This is a genomic window from Streptomyces sp. CA189, from assembly GCF_056428985.1.
This window is the reverse complement of record NZ_JBWJVM010000102.1, coordinates 1-20,139: the sequence shown is the minus strand read 5'-3', so window position 1 is coordinate 20,139 and position 20,139 is coordinate 1. Positions and strand designations below refer to the sequence as shown.

Sequence of the window (20,139 nt, the reverse complement as noted above, 5' to 3'; positions counted from 1 at the left end):
CTCGCGGGGGAACCTGTGACCGGAGTCGGGGATTCCATGTGAATCCGCTGTGAATCACCGGCGGGTCCGGCGACCGGACGGGCGCCGCCCGTTGGCCGCGGGCGCGGGGACATGAGGTAGCCGGGGTTGTGCGGCAGCCGTGGTCGTGCGGCAGCCGGGGAAGCCGGTCACCCCGAGGCGGAGGGCGCAGCGTGCGGGTACTCGGCTCGGCCGCCGGGTTCCTCGTGGTCCTCGGCACGTTCGTCTCGGCCACCCAGGCCCTGGTGACGCCCGGGGCCATGCGCTCGAAGCTGCCGCGGATCGTGCGCGTCCTGATCCGCGCCCCGTACCGTCCCGGCGCCGTGGTCCGGCCCGCGCCGCCGCGGCGGCCCCCCCATCGAGGTCCCCACCCCGGTGGACCGCAAGCCGGCGGACGGATAGCCGGATAGCCGGATAGCCGAATGGCCGAATGGCCGGACAGGCGCTCCGGCGTCAACCGCGCCGTTCGTACACCGTCACCCGGCGGCCGCGGACCTCCCGGTCCTCCACCACGGTGAACTCCGCCCGCAGGACGGCCGCCTTCGCCCGGTCCGCCGGGGAGCCCGAGGGCTTCGCCACCTTCCGCGAGTCCGTCACCAGGAGGACCCGCCGCTGCTCCCGCAGGGCCGCCGAGATCCGTGCCGGGGTGGTCTCCTCGCCCTTGAGGGTGCCCGACTCCGCGGGGCCGAGGGCCAGCGCGATGTCCTTCAGGCCGGCGAACGACCCGGGCGAGACCAGTGCGGTGTCCCGCCGGGCCGCCGGGACGAAGAGCACCGCGTCGCCGTCCCGCTTCAGCACGGACACCTCCCCGGCCACCGCCAGTACGTCGTCCACCCGGCTGGCCGGGGACCTGTCGGCCAGGGCCACGGGCAGCAGCGCCACCGCCGAGACGGCGACCACGGCCGGCACGAGCGCGCCCGACGCCCTCGGACACCGGGGCGCGAGGGCCCGTACGGCCGCGCCCAGCGCCGCACCGATCAGCAGGGCCAGCCCCAGCATGGAGAACAGCACGTACCGGTCCAGGAACAGCGGCTGGACCAGGGAGGCGGCGGCCAGCCCCAGCAGGGGCACCGCCAGCAGCGGCAGCCCGACCGAGGCGGCCGTCAGGCGGGCCGGGAGGCCGGTGCGCGGCCCGTTCCGGCGGTCCGCCCACGCGCACAGCACGCCGACCGCCAGCAGGACGCCCGGGCCGATCATCATGTGCCAGGTCAGCGGCGGTATCCAGGAGACCTGGCCGGACTGGGTCCGGCTGAACAGGATCAGCGGCAGCGCCCCCGTCACGGCCGCCGCCGAGGCGAGCAGCCAGGGCGCCACGACACCGCGCCGGGCCTGCACCCACCACAGGGTCACCGCGTGGGCGGGCAGGATCAGCAGGGAGAACCAGTTCAGCAGGGCGCAGACCAGCACGAGAGCCCCGTACGCCGTCCAGCGCGGCCAGGTCCGGCGCTCGGGACCGGCTCCGGTGGCCGCCTGACCCCCGGCTCCGGTGGCCGCGATCAGCGAGACGAGCAGCAGGGTCGACAGTCCGGCCCCGCCCGCGATCAGCGCGTACGACCGGCCCTCCTGGAGCTGGAACTGCACGGCCGGCAGCAGCCCGAGGGCCAGCCCGCCGCCCAGCCCCGCCCACGGGCCCGCCAGCCGGCGCCCGATCAGCGCCACACAGCCGGCGGCGACCGCCACCGCCAGCACCGAGGGCAGGCGCAGGGTGGTCGTGCCCGCTCCGAACACCTCGAAGAGCAGGTGCATCAGCAGGTAGTACAGGCCGTGGACCGCGTCCACGTTTCCGAGGAGGTGCCAGATCTCACCGGGGGAGCGTTCCGCCACCTGCCAGGTCGCCGCCTCGTCCCGCCACACGCTCTTCTGCCGGGAGAGCCCCCACAGCCCGAGCGCCAGGGTCCAGAGGACCGGGAGCAGCCACACGAGATACGGCCGTCGGATGCCGGTGGATATGTGGGAAGTCATGAACGCGTACGGATCCTCGGGCATCAGTTCGGGCGGAAACCACCAGTCTATGGACGATACGGAGGGTTCCCGGACCGGGTGTTGTGCACGACGGAGCGTGATCGAGGGGCCCGCCCGCCCCTAGCCTCGCGGCAGCAAGGTGCGCAACAGGCACGCGGCAGGCACGCAGGAGCACGAACGAGGGGCGGTACCCGGTGAACTGGCTGATCCACGACTACCGCGAGAGCGATCTCGCGGCCGTTGTCCATCTGATCGACACCACGGCCGAACTCGGCCAGGAGTCGGTCTTCTCACTCGCCGAATGCATCAGCGCCCTCACCGACCGGCAGCCCTGTGTGGTCGCCGTCCACCAGGGCGTCCCCATCGGCGCCGCCCTCGCCTGCGTCACCGGCGAACGCGCCTGGGTCATGCGCATCGCCATCGCGGCCGGCTGGCGCGGCCGCGGCCTGGCCAGCGCGCTGCTCGTGGAGCTGGAGCGGCGGCTCATCGCCGCCCGCGTCGGGCGCATCGCGTACGTGCTGCCCGAGGAGGACCTGCTCGGCGAGGGCCTGCTCAACGCCGGGTACACCCGCCAGCCCGCCGTCGCCTACTTCGAAAAGACCGAACCGCTGCACGGCCCGGCCGCCGGTCTCCTGGACGACCTCGGCGGCCGGTTCCTGCCGAACGACCTGTGGGCCAAGGTCGCCGGCATGGAGACGGAGAAGGACCTCATCGAGCGGCGCGTGGTGCTGCCCCTCGCCGAGCCCGAGCGGGCCGCCGCGCACGGGGTGCGGCCGCCGCGCGCCATCACCCTCTTCGGCCCGCCCGGCACCGGCAAGACCACCTTCGCCCGGGCCATCGCCTCCCGGCTCGGCTGGCCCTTCGTGGAACTGCTGCCCTCCCGCCTCGCCGACGAGGGCAACCTCGCGGCCGCGCTGCGCGACGCGTTCGCCCGCATCGCCGAGCTGGAACGGGTGCTCGTCTTCATCGACGAGGTCGAGGAGATCGCGCCCGTGCGCACCGAGCCCGCCCAGCCCGGCGGGATCCACGGGGTGACCAACGAACTGCTCAAGCTGATACCCGGCTTCCGGGAGGGCGACGAACGGCTGCTGGTCTGCGCGACCAACTCCATCCGCTCCCTCGATCCGGCCTTCCTGCGCCCCGGCCGCTTCGACTACCTGATCCCGATCGGCACCCCGGACGCGGGCGCCCGCGCCGCGATCTGGTCCCGGTACACGGCGGGCCGTCCCGATGTGGACGTGGCGGCGCTGGTCGAGGCCAGCGAGCTGTTCACCCCGGCCGACATCGAGCACGCGGCGCGGATCGCGGCGCAGGTGTCCTTCGAGCGTGACCTGGAGGCGGTGGGCGCGCGCGGCGCGGCGGCGGCCCAGCTGGGCGCGAGTACGGCGGACTACCTGGCGGCGGTGGCGCAGTGCCGGCCGACGGTGACCCCGGCGATGACGGGAGAGTTCGCGGCGGACATCACCGCGCACGCCCGCTTCTGAAGAAGGAGCCGTGCAAGACGGCCCGCAGCCACTCCCCAAAGCGGCTGCGGGCCTCCCGCGCGGACTTGGCATCCGTGCGGGACGGCCACGTTCCGTTGGGGTGTATCGCCGGCTGGAACGTGGCAGCAAGGGTGCCGTGAGGGCCATCCCTGATGCCCTCGCCAACACATTCGAGTCAACCAGGGACAGGGGCACCGGCGCCTCGGCCGCACGGCCACGACCGCCCCGGCCGGAAGGACGGGGCGGCGGGCTCGGGCCGTTGGCCGAAAGGAGGACAGGCCCTAAGGTCGGGCCATGGCCTTCGTCGTCTTCATGACCCTCCCGGGGCTGGCGCTGCTGCTCACCGCCGTCGCCTTCCTCGACCTCGCGCTGGAGCGCGCGGGCCGCGCCGGTCTGCTGCCCTGGCGCTGGAACGGCCGCAAGGGGCAGATGTCCTCGACCGGTTTCGAGCAGCTGCACGCCAGCTTCTCGCCGGGCAAGCAGAACGAGCTCAAGGAACGGCAGAGCGCGCTGATCATGCGTGACGACGAGGAGGACGGCGCCCCGCCCCGGTCCCGCGTCGACCTCGACGGCGGGCTCGCGGTGATCCGTGTGCCGCGCGTTCGACGGTGACCGCGGGGTCCTGAGTCTGCGGTCCGGTGTCAGCCGCCGCAGGATCTGGCGATCTTCGCGTTCTCGTCGATCTCGATCGGGAAGCCCTGGTGGCCGCCGAGGTTCACGGTCCAGCCGTGGGTGAGGGTTCCGGACGAGGGGTCGTCGGCGAGCCAGAACAGGGGTGCGGTGGAGGAGCAGGTGCCGGCGGTCGCGCCCTGGGCGGCGCGGAGGTGCTCGGTCACGTACTGCTTCCCGAGCGCCGCCGGTGCCGTGGGGTCACCGGACCGGGTGGCCGCCACCAGCCCGCCGTAGAAGCCGGAAACCGTGGGGTCGCCCGCCTTGCCGCCGCCGGCGATCGTCGCGCAGGCCACGTCGGTCACCCTCCCCGTGGCCCCGTCGAAGGTGAGGGAAGGGGTCCTGTCGAGCCGTTCGGTCCCCCGGTACAACAAGACCTCCCCCGCCGCCAGCACACCGTCGACCGCGGCCCCGCAGGTCACACCGAGGGAGTCGGCGCCCCAGATCCGCTGGTACGTGGACTGGTCGGCGAACAGCGCCGCCACCTCGGCCGGAACCACCCCGGAGCGGGTGGCCGGGTTCTGGTAGCGCAGGGCGGAGAGGAACAGGGTGTTCGCCGTCCGGGCCGGGTCGGCCGACGGGGCCGTGGGCGGGGGCGGCATTTCGGTACTCGCCGCCGGTACGGGCGCCGGGGCGCGGTCCTCGCCCTCCTGGGAGACGAAGCCGGCACCCAGGGCGACGAACACCGCGACCGCCGCCGCACCCGTCTGCAGGCGCCGCCGACGGCGCTGCCGTACCGATCCGATGAGGCCGTCCACGTCGTAGCCGCGCGGCGTCTCCTGCCGTGTGCGGTCGAGCATGGCCGCGGCCAGCTCCTCTTCAAGGTCGAAGTCCTTCATGCCGCCTCCTCCGAACGTGTGCGCAGTGCGTGGGTGCCGACGGTCGACCGGAGCTTCGACAGGCCCCGGGCCACCTGGGACCGGACCGATCCGGCCGAGATGTTCATCAAGCGGCCGATCTCCGCGTCGTCGAGATCTTCGAAGTACCGCAACACCAGGACGGTCCGCATGCCGATCGGAAGGGACTGCAGTTCGCGCATCAACTCATCGCGGACCACGAGGCCCTTGTACGGATCGACGTGCCCGCCCCCGATGCCGTCGTCCAGCGGTACCTCCGCACGTCCGCGCAGCTTGCGCCAGCGGTCGTTCGCGAGGTTCACCAGGATCCGCCGGGCGTAGGCCTCCGGCGCGTCGGCGGAGCGGACCCGGCGCCAGTGCCGGCACACCTGCTCCAGCGTGGACTGCACCAGGTCGTCGGCCACATGACGCTCGCCGGTGATCAGCAGCGCGGTCCTGAAGAGCGCCGACGACCGCGCCTGCACGAAGGCCGTGAAGGCCGGCACGTCAGCGGTTCGCATGGCCACCCGGCCCGTTTCTCTTGGGCATCTTCGCCCCTCCCGAAGCCCCCTTGGCTCCTCCGCCGAACCTGACGGAGCCTGCTCCCCGACTGCTGCACGGGATCTCTGGGCGTGACGCAACCGTTACTTCCTCGCGGCACCGGCCCCTTACGGCCGGCAGCGGTAGGCGAACTCCGCCGCGGCCGTCCGCCGTGCGGGCGAGACGAGTTCGAGCTCGGCCTTCGCCGGGTAGGTGCCCGCGCCCTGGAAGGTCCACAGCAGGTGGAGCCGGGCCTCGGTCCGGCCGCTCGGTACGCGCTCGGTGAGCTGCTCCGAGCGGGTGCCGTCACTGCGGAGCCAGCGGTAGGTGAGGACCCCCGGTCGGCCGTTGGTCCGTACGACGGCCACCACGTCGGCGGTCCCGTCGCAGCCGGGGCCCTTGGCGTCGGTGGTCACCACCACGTCCCGGACCTCCAGGGCCGGGCCGTAGCGCTGCCAGCCCAGGTAGCAGAGGACCCCGATCAGGACCACGGCGGCCAGGGCGTAGCGCCGCCATTCGCTCCGGCGGCGGCGGCGGGGGGCCGGGCCGGGGAACAGCGGGAAGGGTGCGGGCAGCGCGGCCGTCACGCCCGGTCCGAAGCGCAGGACCGAACCCTCGACCCGGTCCGGCACGGCCCCGACCGGTACGTCGAACCGCGCGGTCGGGCCGGTCCGTCCGGCGGCGCCGGTGTGGTCGAGCCGCTCGGTCCGTTCCGGGCCCTGGGGCGGCCCGGTGATCCAGTGGCTGCCGAGGACGGTGGCGCTGTAGTCGTCGTCGCCCTGCGGGGCGTGCGGATCGCTCATGCCGGCTTGCACCCCCGGATGTAGATGCTCTGGACGGAACTCTGGTTGGCGGCGGCCGGTTTGGTGGTGGCGCGGACGCTCCAGTAGCAGCCGGCGCCCTGCGCGAAGGTGTGCGCGAGGGTCCGCGTACCGGGGCTTCCGGCACCGAAGTCGATGCTCTGGCTCCCGGCGGGGACGGTCAGGGCGCCCTTGTCGTCACCGGTGAACCACTCGACGACCAGGGTGTACGGGCCCGCGCCGTCGCTGTCGACGGAGAAGGAGGCCTCGGTGGTACCGGGGGCCGTCTGCCGGAAGGAGGTGACGTTCACCGCGGAGATCTTGACCTTCGGGGTCGGGGTCGGCGTGGGGGTCGCGGACGGGGCCGGCGGCTTGGTCACCGTCCAGGTCGGCTTCGGTGTCGGCGTAGCGGTCGGGGGCGGCGTCGGGTAGCTCGGACTCGGGTCGGCCGACGGCGACGCGGATGCCGACGCTGACACGGACGGCGTCGGCGTCGGCGTCGGTGAGGCCGACAGGGTCGGTGCGGGCGCCGGGTCGGCCGGGCCCGGCGCCGAGGCGCTCGACGTCGCGAACGCGTTCAGCGCCTTCGCGCCGCCCGGCTCCGAGCCCATCGCCTGGTAGCCGAGTACGGTCACCAGGCCGAGCACGAGCGCCGCCCCGGCCGCGAGCAGGCCGCGTCGGCCCGGGGTCCAGGGCGCGGGCGGCGCCGGCAGGACCGTCGTGGCCAGCGCGGTGACGCCCTGCGCCGGGGCGCCCGCGGAGGGGAACAGCAGCGGCAGCAGGGCCGCCAGCGCGGCCAGCTTGCGCTGTCCGCGCTCCTCCCACTGGGGCCCGTACGCCGCCAGGGCCACGGCCTCCAGTTCCGTGACGAACGCGTCGGCGTCCTCGGGCCGTTGTTCGGGAGCCTTCGCCAGTCCCCGCCGGATCAGCGGGCGGACCGGCTCGGGTGCCTCGGTCTCCGGGACCGGGGCCTCGATGTGCTGGACCGCGAGCTCCGCGAAGTTCTGCCCGTCGTAGGGCTTGCGGCCCGTCAGGCATTCGAAGAAGGTCGCCGTCGCCGCGTACACGTCGGCCTCGGGCGAGGCGGGCCGGCCCTGCCACTGCTCCGGAGCCATGTACGCGGGCGTACCGGCCGCCCCGGGCGTGGTGCCCAGGGGGGTGGCGATCCCGAAGTCCACCAGTTTGGAGGTGCCGTCGGCCGCGACCAGGACGTTCGCCGGCTTGTAGTCCCGGTGGACCACACCGGCCCGGTGGGCGTCGGCCAGCCCCAGCAGGGAGCCCTTCAGCAGCACCAGCGCCGCTTCCGGTCCGGTCCGCCCGCACTGCTTGAGCAGGGCGTTCAGCGGGATGCCGTCCACGAGCTCCATGACGATGGCGGCCCCGCCGGGCGCCTCGACATACTCGTACAGCCCGACCACGTACGGGGAGCGCAGGGCGCCGAGCAGCTGGGCCTCCGCCCGGAACTCCCGGACGAAGACCGGGTTTTCGAGCATCCGGTCGTTCAGGTACTTCACCGCGACGGCCGTGCCGGTGCCCTCGTGGACCGCGAGGACCACGCGGCCGCTGGCGCCCGAACCGAGCTCGCGGACCTCCGCGTAACCGGGAACCGACCACACGCCGTTCATGCCTTCCCCCTTGCCGTGGCGTGACCGCGCCCCGGAGCCGCTCCTTCCAGGGGACCGGCCACCACCTGGGACACGTTTCCGCCACGGCCGGTTCCCTGTCGGGGAGCCCGGGTCAGGCCGCCGCGGCCCGCGCCCCGATCATGGAGTGCAGCCGGTCGGCCGCCGCCCGCCCGAAGTCCGGATCGTTGATGTGGGTGTCGTGGTCGTGGATCCGGGCGGCACTGCCCCGCAGCCCGTCGCGCAGCGCCGAGAACAGCGCCCGATCGGCGTCGGGGTCATGGTAGGGCCCGCCGGGGGCGCCGAGCGTGGACAGTCCGCGCAGGGGTATGCAGACGGCCGTGGGGCCGGTGGCCGCACGGAGTTTGGCGGCGACCCGGCGGCCGAGTTCCGCGCACTCGGCCCCGGTCGTACGGATGACCGTGATCGAGGGGTTGTGGACGTGGATCCGCCGGTGGCGGACCCGTTCGGGCAGGCTCTCCAGCGGGCCGAACTTCACCATGTCCAGCGCCCCCAGGCTCACCACCTGCGGGATCCCGGCCCGCCCGGCGGCGCTGAGCCGGTCGGGCCCGGCGGTCAGGATGCCGCCGCACAGGTCGTCGGCGAGCTCGCTGAGGGTGAGGTCGAGGACGCCGGCGAAGATTCCCTGGCCGGCCAGGGTCTCCAGGGTCCGGCCGCCGGTGCCGCTGACGTGGAAGACCAGTACCTCGTAGCCGAGTTCGGTGAGGCGTTCCCGGGCCGCGTCCACGCCCGTCGTGGTCACGCCCGCCATGCTCGCCGCGATCAGCGGCCGGGGCCCCGAGCCCAGCGGGGCCGGCCGGTGCAGCTCCATCGCGGAGCGCGCGAAGGCCTCGGCCATCCCGACGACGGCCGCGACGGCATTGGCCAGGACCGGGGCGGAGACGCTGTTGATCCCCGCGATGTCCACGACGCTGTACATCATGGTGATGTCCGCCGATCCGACGTACGGGGCCACGTCCCCGGACGCCATCGAGGAGACCATCACCTTCGGAACGCCGAGCGGCAGTGCGCGCATCGCCCGGGTGGCGATGGAGGTCCCGCCGCTGCCGCCGATCGCGAGGACTCCGTGCAGCCGGCCTTCGGCGTGCAGGCGTAACAGGGTCGCTTCGGCGCCCCGGGCCATCGTGGTGACGGCCGCGCCCCGGTCGGCGGCCGCACGCAGCTCGGACAGTTCCGTTCCCGCGGCCCGCGCCACCGCTTCGCGCGGTACGTCGGCGGGCACCCGGGGCTCGTTCATGATTCCTGTGTCGACCGTGATCACTTCGACGCCGGCGCGCAGCAGCTTCTCGCGCAACCAGCCGTACTCCACACCCTTGGTGTCGAGGGTTCCCACCAGCACGACGTTCGTCATATGTGCAATGTCCATGCAAGTGGGGTTTGTTGGCAAGTGAAGGCGAGGTCAATCCTCGTTCTTCACTACGTCCAACAGCCTTTCCAGGAAAGGAATCTGAGACACCACCAGCTTGGTTCTGGCCACCTGGGGAGCGAACCACTCCACCCGGTCCAGCTCGGGGAACTCCGCCGTCCGCCCCGATTTCGGCGGCCACTCCATGGTGAAGGTGCCGGGCACCGCGAGGGCCGGATCCAGGTCCCCCCGTACCGCCCAGATCGTCACCAGCTTCCCGCCGATCATCCGCACCTCGCCCAGCGGCAGGTACGGACCCTCCGGCGGCGGCAGCCCGATCTCCTCCTCGAACTCCCGGCGGGCCGCATCACGCGCGCACTCCTCGGGGCCGTACTCGCCCTTCGGGATCGACCAGGCACCCGCGTCGCGGCGCGCCCAGAGCGGACCGCCCATGTGGCCCAGCAGTACCTCGATGGATGAGGGGGAGGGGGTGGCGTCTGTTGTGCCGGGCTGCCTGAACAAGAGGAGTCCGGCGCTGCGCTTCGCGGTCATGGACCCATCCCTACCGTTCCTAGCCAGTGTGCATGAGTGAGTATGGGACCCGTTCATGCTGACTGGGCGCATCCCGAACGGTTTTGGATGCGCTGGGTCCCCGCGTTCTCTTCCCACTCGGCGGCACGTCTCCGGGGACGTGGTCCGTTGCAGGTGGGCGGTTTCCCTCACGCCCTCTGGCACCCGTTGCGGCCTGGGCGGTCCGATGCCCCACACGATCGCTCTGGTCGTGCGGGGGCGGTGCCGTCCGTCGTCGGATCGGGTGTCCGAGGGTGCGTCGTCCGATCGCGATGCCGGAGATGAGCTGCCGGAACCGCTTCCTGCTGCCGTGCTTCTCCCGTGTCTTCTCAGAAGTGAAGTCCAGGTCCTCGATCGCGATGGCCTCGACGCCGGTGTTCTTCGCCCAGTGCAGTAGCTGGGTGATGGCATGGCGGATCTGCGTGTCGCGGTGGTCGGCCGATCCGGTGAGGTCGTAGGGGAAGCGGTGCGGATCGCCGACCGGATTCCCGTGCGGGTCGAGCCGGTAGGCGGCGAAGTGGTCGGCGTTGGTATCGACACCGACCACGCTGTTCGTACGGGCAGCGGTGAGGGGGAGCGTCTGGACGGCGGGGCGTTGCCAGGAGGCGGTCAGGTACCAGCGGCCTCGTGCGGCATCCAGGTGGATGTGGTAGGCCACGGCCCGATTCGCTTCGATGCGGTCGGCCCATTCCGCGCCCCGGTGCGCGAACGAGATCCGGCAGGTCAGGACGTACCGGCCGTGCTTGGCGTTCGCCAGATGTGCGAGCGGGCTAGGCAGCTTGATGCTGATCTCACCGTCGGGGGTGACCCGGATCGTTTCGTTCCCGAACGGCTTCCCGGACTCGCCGTCAGCGGAGAGAAACCAGCGTTCGGCTTCCCACCGGGCACGCCACTGCTCCTCGGTTAGCTCGGCCGCGGCCAGATGGTGCCGGGTATTCGCCAGCCGCTTCCCACCCCGAACCACCCGGACCCGGCCCGCTCGCCAATCGGCCACACCAGCCGCATGCCGCTCTTCCAGAGCCGCAAGACGCCGGGACTTGTTGAACCACTCGCTCCTGGAGCGGTAGCCGCCCACAGCACGCTTGGTGCCCTTCTTCCCGATCCGGAGGGCGAGGCGGTGTCGCAGTGTGCGGATGCCTGCGTCCAGGCTCTTGATGTGCGCAGCCTGGCAACGCCGGGCCAGGGCCCACTGATCGTGGCTGGCCTTGGTGATCGCCCCGGCGATCCGCGACGACGACTCCCCCGTTAGCCTTCGCTTACGGACCGCCCACGTGTCGGTGGAGTGGTCGGGGCCGTCCGCGCACCGCTGCTTGAGGTCGCGGGACGCCAGAGATCCATACAGACGACCGTATCGACACACACCCACATGGACCATCACTCACAAGAGAGTGGACTAGAGAACCAGCAGGTCCCTACCTCGTCCGGGTGCCCCTCAGCAGTCGTGCCAGTGGGCGCGTCAGTGGTCGTGCGGACCCTGGCGGTGGACCGGGCCGTGGGCGTCCGCGCAGTGCGTGTCGGCGGCCCGGTCCTCGCCGGGCCGGCCGACCGTCAGCAGGGAGTCCTGGGCGTGGTCCACCTGGAGGGTGGTGTGCGTGATCCCGTACTCCTTCGCCAGCAGGGCCTCCAGGTCCCGGCGCACGGCGTGGCAGTCGCCCTCCGGGGCCACCAGCACGTGCGCGGACAGGGCGGCCTGCCCGGAGGTGATGGTCCAGATGTGCAGGTCGTGGACCTCGGTGACCGGGGGCTGCCCGACCAGGCGGTCGCCGACCGCGTCCGGGTCCACGTGGGCCGGGGCGGCCTCCAGCAGGATCCGGCCGGACTCGCGGACCAGCCCGTAGCCCGCCTTGACCATCAGGACGACCACGACGAGCGAGGCGATCGAGTCGGCCTGCCGGAAGCCGGTGGTGAGCACGATCAGACCGGCGACGGCGGTGCCGATGAAGGCGAACAGGTCGTTCAGGATGTGCTGGTAGGCGCCCTCCACGGCCAGGGAGGTGCGGTTCGCCTTCGAGATGCACCAGGCCGCCACGATGTTGACGACGATGCCCGCGAGCGCCGTCACCAGCACCAGCCCGCCCTCCACGGGAGGCGGATCGAGCAGCCGCCGTACGGCTTCGTACGCCAGCCAGACCGCCAGCAGCAGCAGCGTGAGGCCGTTGGCCTGCGCGGAGAGTATCTCCGCGCGCTTGAGGCCGTACGTGAAACCTCCGCGGGCCGGCCGGGCGGCCAGCCGCATCGCGATCAGCGCGAGGACGATCGAGACGGCGTCCGTCAGCATGTGCGCGGCGTCGGAGATCAGGGCCAGGGAGTGCGCCAGGACGCCGATGACCACCTCGATGGCCATGAAGCCCGTGATCAGGCCGAGGGCGATGCCGAGCCAGCGCCGGTCGGCGTCGGCGGCGACCCCGTGGCTGTGGCCCGCGTGACCGTGACCGGGCCCCTCGTGACCGCTGTGACCGCCGTTGCCCTCGTGGACGGTGTCGTGGTCGTGCGGCGCATGGTCGTGCGCGCTCATGGTGTCCCCCGTGACTCGTGGTGTATCGCTTGCGCGTGGATTCCGCTTCCGGCTGCTTCTCCTCGCCGACATGCGTGTCGCCTGAAGTGAAGCGCACCTCGGGGCGATGGGCAAAGGCTGCAACGGGGACCGTTGTCATTACCCATAAGGCGGCTCTGACCTGCGGTTATGCCGGGCGCGCCGGATCGTGGGAAAATCGCCCCATGGTCCAGCGCCCCGGTGTGCCGACCGCGCCAGAGCTCCTCCTGGAAACGGACAGGGGTTCCACCGCGATGAGCCCGCGCCGGACGTACCACGTCGGCCGGGACCCCCTCTGCGAGATCTGCCTCGACGACGCCCGCGTCTCCTGGCACCACGCGGTGCTGCGCCCGGAAGGCGACCACTGGACCGTGGAGGACGAGGACAGCACCAACGGCACGTGGGTCGACGGCCACCGCGTCCGCGAGTGGGCGGTCGGCGTCGGCAGCGAACTGCGCTTCGGCAGCGCCGCCGACGGCCCGCGCGTGCGCTTCGCCGAACCCGCCGCCGTATCCGGCCCCGCCTCGGTCTCCCGCCCCGACATGACCAGCACCTTCCGGCGGCCGACCTCGGTCCGCCCGCTGGCCGACCGGGCCGCCGTCCGCATCGGCCGAGCCCCCGACAACGACCTCGTCATCGACGACCTCGTGGTCTCCCGCCACCACGCCGAACTGCGCACCCGCCCCGACGGCCGGTACGAGATCGCCGACCTCGGCAGCCACAACGGCACCTACCTCAACGGTGCCCGCCTCGCCGGGGCCGCCGCCATCGGCGAGGGCGACATCGTCGGCATCGGCCACTCCGCCTTCTGCCTGGTCGGCGACCAGCTGCAGGAGTACGTGGACACCGGCGAGGTCTCCCTCGACGTCCAGGACCTCGGCGTGGCCGTCGACCACGGCCGCAAGACCCTCCTCGACCACGTCTCCTTCCCCGTCGGCGCCACCTCCCTGCTCGCGGTGGTGGGCCCCAGCGGCGCCGGCAAGTCCACCCTGCTCGGCGCACTCACCGGCCTGCGCCCCGCCGACCACGGCACCGTCCTCTACGACGGCCGCGACCTCTACCGGGACTACGCCGAACTGCGCAGCCGCATCGGCCTCGTCCCGCAGGACGACATCCTGCACGCACAGCTCACCGTCCGGCGCGCCCTCACCTACGCCGCCGAGCTGCGCTTCCCCCAGGACACCGCCAAGGCCGAACGCGAGGCCCGGGTCGACGAGGTGATCGGTGAACTCGGCCTCCAGCAGCGCGCCGACCAGCCCATCCACAGCCTCTCCGGCGGCCAGCGCAAACGGGTCTCCGTCGCGCTGGAACTGCTGACCAAGCCCTCCCTGCTCTTCCTGGACGAGCCCACCTCCGGGCTCGACCCGGGCATGGACCGCTCGGTGATGAACATGCTGCGCGGCCTCGCCGACGACGGCCGCACGGTCATCGTCGTCACCCACAGCGTGCTCAACCTGAGCGTCTGCGACCGCCTCCTGGTGCTCGCGCCCGGCGGCCGCATCGCGTACTACGGACCGCCCGACGAGGCGCTCGGCTTCTTCGGCTTCGACCAGTGGCCCGAGGCCTTCGAAGCCTTCGAGAACGAGCGCGAGCGCGACTGGGCCGGGGAGCACCGGGCCTCGCCGCTGTACCGCCGCTACGTCGAAGCCGCCGGCCGGGTCCCGCTCGCGGGGGCCGGCGAACGGGCCGCGGGCGTCCCGCCGAAGCCGCCGCCCAAGGCGCAGAGCTGGGGCTCGCAGCTCTCCACCCTGATCCGCCGCTACGCCGCCGTGCTCAGCGCCGACCGCACCTTCCTGATCATCATGGTCGCCCTGCCGTTCGTCATGGGCGCCATGGCCCGCGCCCTGGCCGGCAGCGAACTCACCGCGGAGACGGCCCTCAACGCCCTCTTCATCCTGTGCGTGGGCGGAGTCCTGACCGGAGCCGCCAACGCCGTCCGCGAACTGGTCAAGGAACGCGTCATCTACCAGCGCGAACGCGCCGTGGGGCTCTCCCGGTCCGCCTACCTGATGTCCAAGGTGGTGGTCCTCGGCGCCGTCACCGTCGCCCAGGCGGTGGTCCTCACCCTGGTCGGCCTCGCCGGAGTCAAGACCAACGCCCCCGGCGGCAAAGGGCTCTTCCTGCCCCCGCTCATCGAGATCACCTTCGTCGTCGCCCTGCTGTCCGTCACCGCCATGGTGCTCGGACTGCTGATCTCCGCCCTGGTGTCCAAGGAAGAGGTCACCATGCCGCTGCTGGTCCTGCTCACCATCGTGCAGGTCGTCTTCTGCGGCTCCCTGCTGAAACTCACCGGGGTCCCCGTCATCGAACAGTTCGCCTGGTTCGTGCCGGCCCGCTGGGCCATGGGCGCGATGTCGGCCACCATCGACCTCGGCGCCATCGTGCCCGGCAAGATCACCCAGGATCCGCTGTTCGACCACAAGCCCGGCCTGTGGCTCATGGAGGTGGGGATGCTGGCCGCCCTGTCCGTGCTGTTCGGCGTGCTGGTGGGCCGGGTGCTGCGGCGCCACGAGCCGGCCATCATGCGGAAGTAGCCGCGATGACCAGCCCCGGCCAAGCCGCGGACTTCCGGCCCACCCACATCGTCCCGCAGGACGGCCTGCCCGCGTGGGAGACCCCGGACCTGTCCCGCCCGACGGTGCCGCTCGACGCCTTCCTCCCGGTCCGGCTGCTCTCCCGACGCGGGGAATGGGGGGAGATCCTGTGTGCCAACGGGTGGTCCGCCTGGGTGGACGGCCGCCTGCTGCTCGCCGTGCCGCAGCCCCCGCCGACCGGCGGGCGCCCGCTGACCCGTGTCGAGGACCCGCAGCCGCTGCTCACCCGCTGCGCCGAGGAACTGGAGCGCTACCGGCGGGCCGTCACCGATCTCGCGGCCGGGCGGATCGATCCCGAATCCTTCCGGCGGTCCCTGCGGGGACTGCGCGTCGGAGTCGTCGTCGACGGGGAGTCCGTGTGGCTCTACGACGAGACGGCGGGACGGTGGATGTACGGGGACGGGAGCCGGCTGGCCACCTACGCGGTCGTCGCGGGACCCGGTGCCCCGCTCGCGGGGGAGACGCCGCCGGAGGAATCCGACACCGAGGGCGGTGGCGACGTACGAGATGTTCCGCACGAGCCCACGAAGATCGTGGAGCTGCCCGGGCCGGAGGCGGGCTGATGGGCTCCGATCCGGGTGCGGAGCCGTTCCGCGGGCGTGAATCCGACCTGCGGGGGCGGCGGATCGCCGGGTACGTGGTGGAGGCCGAGATCGGGCGCGGCGGGATGGCGGTGGTCTACCGCGCGCACGACGTACGGCTGGACCGGACGGTCGCGCTGAAGCTGCTCGCACCCGAACTGGCGCGCAACGACACCTTCCGGCAGCGGTTCGCGCACGAGTCGAAGGTGGCGGCGGCCATCGACCACCCGCACATCGTGCCCGTCTTCGAGGCGGGGGAGACCGACGGGATGCTGTACATCGCCATGCGGTACGTGGCCGGCCAGGACCTGCGGGCCATGCTGGACCGGACGGGCCCGCTGCCCGTGGAGGCGGCGGCCCGGATCGCCGGCCAGGTCGCCTCGGCGCTGGACGCGGCGCACGCACACGACCTGGTGCACCGGGACGTGAAACCCGGCAACATCCTGGTCGCCGGGGGCACGGACAGCGAACACCCGGAGCACGTCTACCTGACGGACTTCGGGCTGACGAAGAAATCGCTGTCGCTGACCGGGTTCACGAGCGTCGGGCAGTTCGTCGGAACCCTGGACTACGTGGCGCCCGAGCAGATCGCCGGGAAACCGGTCGACGGCCGGTGCGACGTCTACAGCCTGGGGTGCGTGGTCTACGAAACCCTGGCCGGCGGCCCGCCGTTCCAGCGCGACGACGACATGGCGCTGCTCTGGGCCCACCAGTACGATCCGCCGCCCGCGGTGTCCTCGCGGCGGGAGGGCCTGCCGGCCGGGGTGGACGAGGTGCTGGCGCGGGCCCTCGCGAAGGCGCCGGAGGACCGCTGGGGGAGCTGCCTGGAGTTCACGGGGGCGCTGCGGCGGGCGGGTGCGGGGGAGGGCGCCGGCCCCGGCGTGGTGGCGTTCGTCCGCCCGCCCGCCCGAGCGGCCTCCGACGGGCCGCCGCCGCCACCGCCCAGGTGGGCGCTGCCGGTGTTCTAGTGCCGTGTGGGCGTGTGGGCGTGTGGCTCTTGGGCCCGTGGCCGTTTCAGTCCTCGGCGGGGGCGGGCGTGCACACGACGTGGGCCGTGACCTCGGCGTGTGCGGCCGAGGCGTACCAGCCTTTGCGGCCCTCCGCGTCGACGACGGGGTGGGAGGCCAGGACGGTGTGCCGGAGGGTGCCGTCGCGGCCGTGGTCCCAGTGGGTGGTCGAGTAGCCGCCGGACTGCACGGCCGTGCCGCGCGGGCAGAACACCCTGCTGACGGACACCGCCTGGGCCGAGCCGTCCTTGCGTCCGGTGTCGCCGGAGAGGTGGCGGGCGCCGGGGCCGGTCGCCTGGGTGGGGAGGGCGGTGGAGAGGGTCAGGGCGAGCGCGGAGAGGGCGAGCAGGCCAGCGGCGTGAAGCGGCCGGAACAGGCCTTTGGTCATGTTCACGGAGACGAGCGTGTCATGCGGAAACGATCCCCCGATGAGACGATGTGCGACTGTTCACTCGAACGGCGCAACAGGCGGCCGGGGCGGGCGGCGAGGTCGGGCGGCGGGGTCAGCGGGCGGCGGGACCGGCGGAGTCGGCGGAGTCCGCGGGGGCCCGGCGGCCGGGTTCGTTGCGGCGGCGGGGGAGCAGGGCGCCGAGGAAGCCCGCCACCGCGCCCGCGAGGAAGGCGAGGCCGACCGTCCGCCAGAGCAGCGGGCGCAGTTCCACCTCGCCGCTGAGGTCGTCGACGTCTCCGATGCCCAGCAAGGAGAGGCCGAACTGGGCCTGGATCCGGGCCAGCAGGCAGACCACCAGGGTGGCCAGGGCCAGGGCGACGGCCAGGTGGAGGGCGTGCTGCCAGGGGCGGACGTGCGCGGGCGAGCGGGCGGCGGCCAGCGCCCCGGCGCCGAGCAGCATGACGACGGCCAGCACGACCAGCCACCACGCCCGGGAGTCCCGCTCCGCGAGCGAGGCCACGTCGATGGTGGACAGGTCCGACACGTTGCCGGAGCCCTGGCCCGTGGCGCGCAGCACCTCGTCCAGGACCTGCGGTACGGGCAGCCCGAACGGCCCCTCGGCCTTGCCCTCCCAGGCCCCGCCGAAGCCGAGCGTGAGGGCGGGCCAGACCAGGTTGGGCAGGCCCAGCAGGATCACCGCCAGGGTGCGGTCCGCATGCCCCTGGGTGCCCGCGACCACCAGGCCGACGCCGATCCCGACGGCGACGTACGCGAGGAGCAGCGCGACCACGGCGAACGCCGCCGGCCGCACCGCCGCGTGGAAGCGGACCAGCCCCGCCGGGAGCGGCGCGCGGCGGGACACCAGCAGGGAGACCAGCAACAGGCCCAGGATCCACAGCAGTCCGAAGCCGAGGGTGGCGGGGATCACGGCCTCGAAGCCCACCGTCGGTCCGGCGTCGAGGACTTCGCCGATGTCGCCGAGGATCGAATCGCCGGTGGAGACCGCGAAGTTCTGGCGGGACAGCAGGGCGACGCCGGTCAGCGCCGCCAGCCAGAGGAGCACCAAGGGGGCGCCGCGGGCGAGCAGTTCGCGCGTGCCCGCCACGGCCCGGTTGTGCAGGGGGCGCAGGAAGAGCCAGCCGGCGGTCAGTGCGCCGCCCAGGCTGACGGAGAGGGGGAGTACGGACAGGCTCGCGTCGGCCCCCGCAAGGAAGCCGGCCCCGCCCGTCACGTCCACCGAGCCGCCCGCGGCCATCAGCACGACGGCGGCCACCACGTGCGGGAACGCGCCGTCGGGCAGATCGCCGGCGCCGGCGAGGGCGAGCCCCGCGGAGGCGACGACCGCCATGACCGCGAAGCCTGCCAGGACCGCGACGAGGGCGTCGCGCCAGGCTCGTGCGGCCGGTGCCGTTGTAGGGCTCACCCTGCCACCGTAGGCAGCTCCGCTTGCGGCCACCACCCGGACGGCGCACACAATGGTCGCCAGGAGTGCACGAAATCCGGAGATTTCCGCTGATGATCCACGGAAGTTCCATAACGGAACGTCCGTGGAGCGAGGTCCGCAGGGTCCACAGCGGAACGTCCACAGGGGACCGGAACCCCTCCGCCTGGGAAGAAGAGCCCGTGACCACTCAACCCTCCGGCCAGCAGCCGCCGTGGCCGTCACAGCCGTCACAGCCGCCCTCGCAGCCGCCGTCGTCCTCGTCCGGGCGCCCCACGGGCCCGCCGTCCGGGCCCCTGTCCGGGGGCCGGGAAGGCCCCCCGCCGCCTCCGCCGCCGGCGCCTCCCGGAGGCTCCGGGAGCGGGGTGCCCCCCGGACCCCCCGAGCCTCCGCGCAAAGCCTGGTGGCGCTCCGTTCCCCGGCTCGCCACCACGATCGTCGCCCTCGCCGCCGCCGTGACCCTGGCCGTCGTACTGACCAGGCCCAGCGGCGGCGGGGGCACCACCACCTCCGCGGGCAACGAGGTCTTCCTGCAGCCCGCGGCGGCGTCCGGGCCCGACCCCTTCACCGAGTCCACCGCCGCCAAGGAGGCCACGGCCCCGCCCGAGAGCCCGCCGCCCCCGACGACGGGGACGAAGCCCGAGTCGAAGGCCCCGTCGGCCACGGGAACCACGGCCACCCGCAGCGTCAGCGGCGCCTCGCCCGAGCTGTACGGGGGCGCGAGGAACGTGGCCAGCTGCGACGTCGAGAAGCAGATCCGGGTGCTCTCGGCGCAGCCCGCCAAGAACGCCGCCTTCGCCTCCTCGCTCGGCATCCAGCCGACGGCCGTGCCGACGTACCTGCGCTCCCTCACCCCGGTCCAGCTCCGGGTGGACACCCGGGTCACCAACCACGGATACCGGGACGGCGGCCCCACCAGCTACCAGGCCGTGCTCCAGGCCGGGACCGCGGTGCTCGTGGACGACCGCGGGGTGCCGCGGGTCCGCTGCGCGTGCGGAAACCCGCTCGGGCCGCCGGTGGCCCTGCAGGCCAACCCGAAGCGGTTCGGGCAGCCCTGGACCTCGTACCAGCCCTCGCGGGTCGTGGTCATCGCGCCGTCCGTGACCATCGTGAACAAGTTCGTGATCTACGACTACCGCGACAGCCGCTGGTACGAGCGCGACCGGGGCGACCACCGCGACCGGCCCGACAGGCCGATCCCGCCGCCGGTGATCCCGACCCCGATCTTCACCACCCCGCCGCCGTCGCCGACGTTCACTTCGCCGTCCCCGACGGGCACTTCCCCGTCGCCGACCTCGCCGTCCCCGTCGGTGTCGCCTTCCGAGTCCCCGTCCGAGTCGCCTTCGGAGTCTCCGTCGGAGTCGCCCTCGGAGTCCCCGTCGGTCTCGCCTTCGGAATCGGCCTCGGAGTCCCCGTCCGAGTCGCCCTCGGAGTCCGCGTCCGAGTCCCCGTCGGAGTCGCCTTCGGAGTCCGTGTCGGCGTCGGTGACCGGGTCGGAGTCCCCCTCGGAGTCAGCGTCCGAGTCGCCGTCCGAGTCTGCGTCGGCGTCAGAGTCAGAGTCGGCCTCCACCTCGCCGTCCGCGGACCGGCGGGCGTCGTCGCCGACGCCGTCCGTGTCGCCCTCGAAGAGCGCGGTGGTGCCGTCGCCCGCGCGCAGCTCGGTGGAACCGCAGTCTCCGGCCCCGCCCGAACCGCCGAAGCCCACGCCCCCGCCGCTGACCTCGG

The 20,139-nt window shown here is 73.0% G+C and carries 17 protein-coding genes and 1 pseudogene; 7 read left to right on the top strand and 11 right to left on the bottom strand.

Annotated elements, in window-relative coordinates; genetic code table 11:
• The first annotated feature begins 191 nt into the window (after positions 1 to 191).
• Entirely contained in the window at positions 192 to 428 is a 237-nt protein-coding gene (locus AC061S_RS40190; protein WP_478690816.1) for a hypothetical protein, read from the top strand.
• 43 nt (positions 429 to 471) lie between these two features.
• Here AC061S_RS40190 and AC061S_RS40185 read toward each other — a convergent pair whose 3' ends face one another.
• The gene (locus AC061S_RS40185) at positions 472 to 1,980 is read right to left on the bottom strand and encodes a glycosyltransferase family 39 protein (protein WP_478690815.1); all 1,509 of its coding nucleotides are present in this window, start codon (positions 1,978 to 1,980) and stop codon (positions 472 to 474) included.
• 194 nt (positions 1,981 to 2,174) lie between these two features.
• Between AC061S_RS40185 and AC061S_RS40180 the strand changes: the two genes are divergently transcribed.
• Together AC061S_RS40180 and AC061S_RS40175 are read left to right on the top strand one after the other, a co-directional pair.
• Positions 2,175 to 3,464: an ATP-binding protein gene (locus AC061S_RS40180; RefSeq protein ID WP_478690814.1), complete on the top strand. Its 1,290-nt coding sequence runs from the start codon at positions 2,175 to 2,177 to the stop codon at positions 3,462 to 3,464.
• Between the two features lie 294 nt (positions 3,465 to 3,758).
• Positions 3,759 to 4,076, top strand: a complete 318-nt coding sequence (locus AC061S_RS40175; protein ID WP_478690813.1) for a DUF6191 domain-containing protein — start codon at positions 3,759 to 3,761, stop codon at positions 4,074 to 4,076.
• A gap of 29 nt (positions 4,077 to 4,105) precedes the next feature.
• On the opposite strand, the gene AC061S_RS40170 is transcribed toward AC061S_RS40175, so the two are convergent.
• From AC061S_RS40170 to AC061S_RS40135, 8 genes are all read right to left on the bottom strand, one after another.
• Positions 4,106 to 4,972, bottom strand: a complete 867-nt coding sequence (locus AC061S_RS40170) for a hypothetical protein (protein WP_478690812.1) — start codon at positions 4,970 to 4,972, stop codon at positions 4,106 to 4,108.
• A complete protein-coding gene (locus AC061S_RS40165; protein ID WP_478690811.1) occupies positions 4,969 to 5,490 on the bottom strand; it encodes a SigE family RNA polymerase sigma factor in 522 nt (173 codons plus the stop codon). Before AC061S_RS40165 ends, AC061S_RS40170 begins: the two co-directional genes overlap by 4 nt.
• A gap of 147 nt (positions 5,491 to 5,637) precedes the next feature.
• A complete protein-coding gene (locus AC061S_RS40160) occupies positions 5,638 to 6,312 on the bottom strand; it encodes a hypothetical protein (RefSeq protein WP_478690810.1) in 675 nt (224 codons plus the stop codon).
• A complete protein-coding gene (locus AC061S_RS40155) occupies positions 6,309 to 7,934 on the bottom strand; it encodes a serine/threonine-protein kinase (RefSeq protein WP_478690809.1) in 1,626 nt (541 codons plus the stop codon). Before AC061S_RS40155 ends, AC061S_RS40160 begins: the two co-directional genes overlap by 4 nt.
• Positions 7,935 to 8,046: 112 nt before the next feature.
• Entirely contained in the window at positions 8,047 to 9,303 is a 1,257-nt protein-coding gene (locus AC061S_RS40150) for a Tm-1-like ATP-binding domain-containing protein (protein ID WP_478690825.1), read from the bottom strand.
• 48 nt (positions 9,304 to 9,351) lie between these two features.
• The gene (locus tag AC061S_RS40145; protein ID WP_478690808.1) at positions 9,352 to 9,849 is read right to left on the bottom strand and encodes an NUDIX hydrolase; all 498 of its coding nucleotides are present in this window, start codon (positions 9,847 to 9,849) and stop codon (positions 9,352 to 9,354) included.
• A gap of 19 nt (positions 9,850 to 9,868) precedes the next feature.
• The gene (locus AC061S_RS40140) at positions 9,869 to 11,242 is read right to left on the bottom strand and encodes an IS200/IS605 family accessory protein TnpB-related protein (protein WP_478690824.1); all 1,374 of its coding nucleotides are present in this window, start codon (positions 11,240 to 11,242) and stop codon (positions 9,869 to 9,871) included.
• A gap of 81 nt (positions 11,243 to 11,323) precedes the next feature.
• Positions 11,324 to 12,382: a cation diffusion facilitator family transporter gene (locus AC061S_RS40135; protein WP_478690807.1), complete on the bottom strand. Its 1,059-nt coding sequence runs from the start codon at positions 12,380 to 12,382 to the stop codon at positions 11,324 to 11,326.
• A gap of 203 nt (positions 12,383 to 12,585) precedes the next feature.
• Between AC061S_RS40135 and AC061S_RS40130 the strand changes: the two genes are divergently transcribed.
• The 3 genes from AC061S_RS40130 to AC061S_RS40120 are packed head-to-tail and all read left to right on the top strand — an operon-like array spanning position 12,586 to position 16,543.
• Entirely contained in the window at positions 12,586 to 14,934 is a 2,349-nt protein-coding gene (locus tag AC061S_RS40130) for an ABC transporter ATP-binding protein/permease (RefSeq protein WP_478690806.1), read from the top strand.
• Positions 14,935 to 14,939: 5 nt separating this feature from the next.
• The gene (locus tag AC061S_RS40125; protein ID WP_478690805.1) at positions 14,940 to 15,557 is read left to right on the top strand and encodes a hypothetical protein; all 618 of its coding nucleotides are present in this window, start codon (positions 14,940 to 14,942) and stop codon (positions 15,555 to 15,557) included.
• Positions 15,557 to 16,543 (top strand): serine/threonine-protein kinase, encoded by a 987-nt coding sequence (locus AC061S_RS40120; protein ID WP_478690804.1) that lies wholly within the window; start codon positions 15,557 to 15,559, stop codon positions 16,541 to 16,543. Before AC061S_RS40125 ends, AC061S_RS40120 begins: the two co-directional genes overlap by 1 nt.
• A gap of 46 nt (positions 16,544 to 16,589) precedes the next feature.
• Here the strand turns inward: AC061S_RS40120 and AC061S_RS40115 are convergent, their stop codons facing one another.
• Entirely contained in the window at positions 16,590 to 16,976 is a 387-nt protein-coding gene (locus AC061S_RS40115) for a hypothetical protein (RefSeq protein WP_478690803.1), read from the bottom strand.
• Between the two features lie 109 nt (positions 16,977 to 17,085).
• Entirely contained in the window at positions 17,086 to 18,396 is a 1,311-nt protein-coding gene (locus tag AC061S_RS40110) for a streptophobe family protein (protein WP_478690802.1), read from the bottom strand.
• A 314-nt stretch (positions 18,397 to 18,710) separates the two neighbouring features.
• On the opposite strand from AC061S_RS40110, the pseudogene AC061S_RS40105 reads away from it, so the two are divergent.
• Positions 18,711 to 19,934, top strand: a pseudogene (locus AC061S_RS40105) (DUF6777 domain-containing protein); the annotation flags it as partial.
• Positions 19,935 to 20,139: the final 205 nt, after the last annotated feature.

Bases quoted from the DNA above. Each gene is read 5' to 3' on its own strand.
- AC061S_RS40185 (WP_478690815.1), bottom strand. From the start codon at position 1,980: ATGACTTCCCACATATCCACCGGCATCCGACGGCCGTATCTCGTGTGG.
- AC061S_RS40175 (WP_478690813.1), top strand. From the start codon at position 3,759: ATGGCCTTCGTCGTCTTCATGACCCTCCCGGGGCTGGCGCTGCTGCTC.
- AC061S_RS40170 (WP_478690812.1), bottom strand. From the start codon at position 4,972: ATGAAGGACTTCGACCTTGAAGAGGAGCTGGCCGCGGCCATGCTCGAC.
- AC061S_RS40165 (WP_478690811.1), bottom strand. From the start codon at position 5,490: ATGCGAACCGCTGACGTGCCGGCCTTCACGGCCTTCGTGCAGGCGCGG.
- AC061S_RS40160 (WP_478690810.1), bottom strand. From the start codon at position 6,312: ATGAGCGATCCGCACGCCCCGCAGGGCGACGACGACTACAGCGCCACC.
- AC061S_RS40155 (WP_478690809.1), bottom strand. From the start codon at position 7,934: ATGAACGGCGTGTGGTCGGTTCCCGGTTACGCGGAGGTCCGCGAGCTC.
- AC061S_RS40150 (WP_478690825.1), bottom strand. From the start codon at position 9,303: ATGACGAACGTCGTGCTGGTGGGAACCCTCGACACCAAGGGTGTGGAG.
- AC061S_RS40145 (WP_478690808.1), bottom strand. From the start codon at position 9,849: ATGACCGCGAAGCGCAGCGCCGGACTCCTCTTGTTCAGGCAGCCCGGC.
- AC061S_RS40140 (WP_478690824.1), bottom strand. From the start codon at position 11,242: ATGGTCCATGTGGGTGTGTGTCGATACGGTCGTCTGTATGGATCTCTG.
- AC061S_RS40135 (WP_478690807.1), bottom strand. From the start codon at position 12,382: ATGAGCGCGCACGACCATGCGCCGCACGACCACGACACCGTCCACGAG.
- AC061S_RS40130 (WP_478690806.1), top strand. From the start codon at position 12,586: ATGGTCCAGCGCCCCGGTGTGCCGACCGCGCCAGAGCTCCTCCTGGAA.
- AC061S_RS40125 (WP_478690805.1), top strand. From the start codon at position 14,940: ATGACCAGCCCCGGCCAAGCCGCGGACTTCCGGCCCACCCACATCGTC.
- AC061S_RS40120 (WP_478690804.1), top strand. From the start codon at position 15,557: ATGGGCTCCGATCCGGGTGCGGAGCCGTTCCGCGGGCGTGAATCCGAC.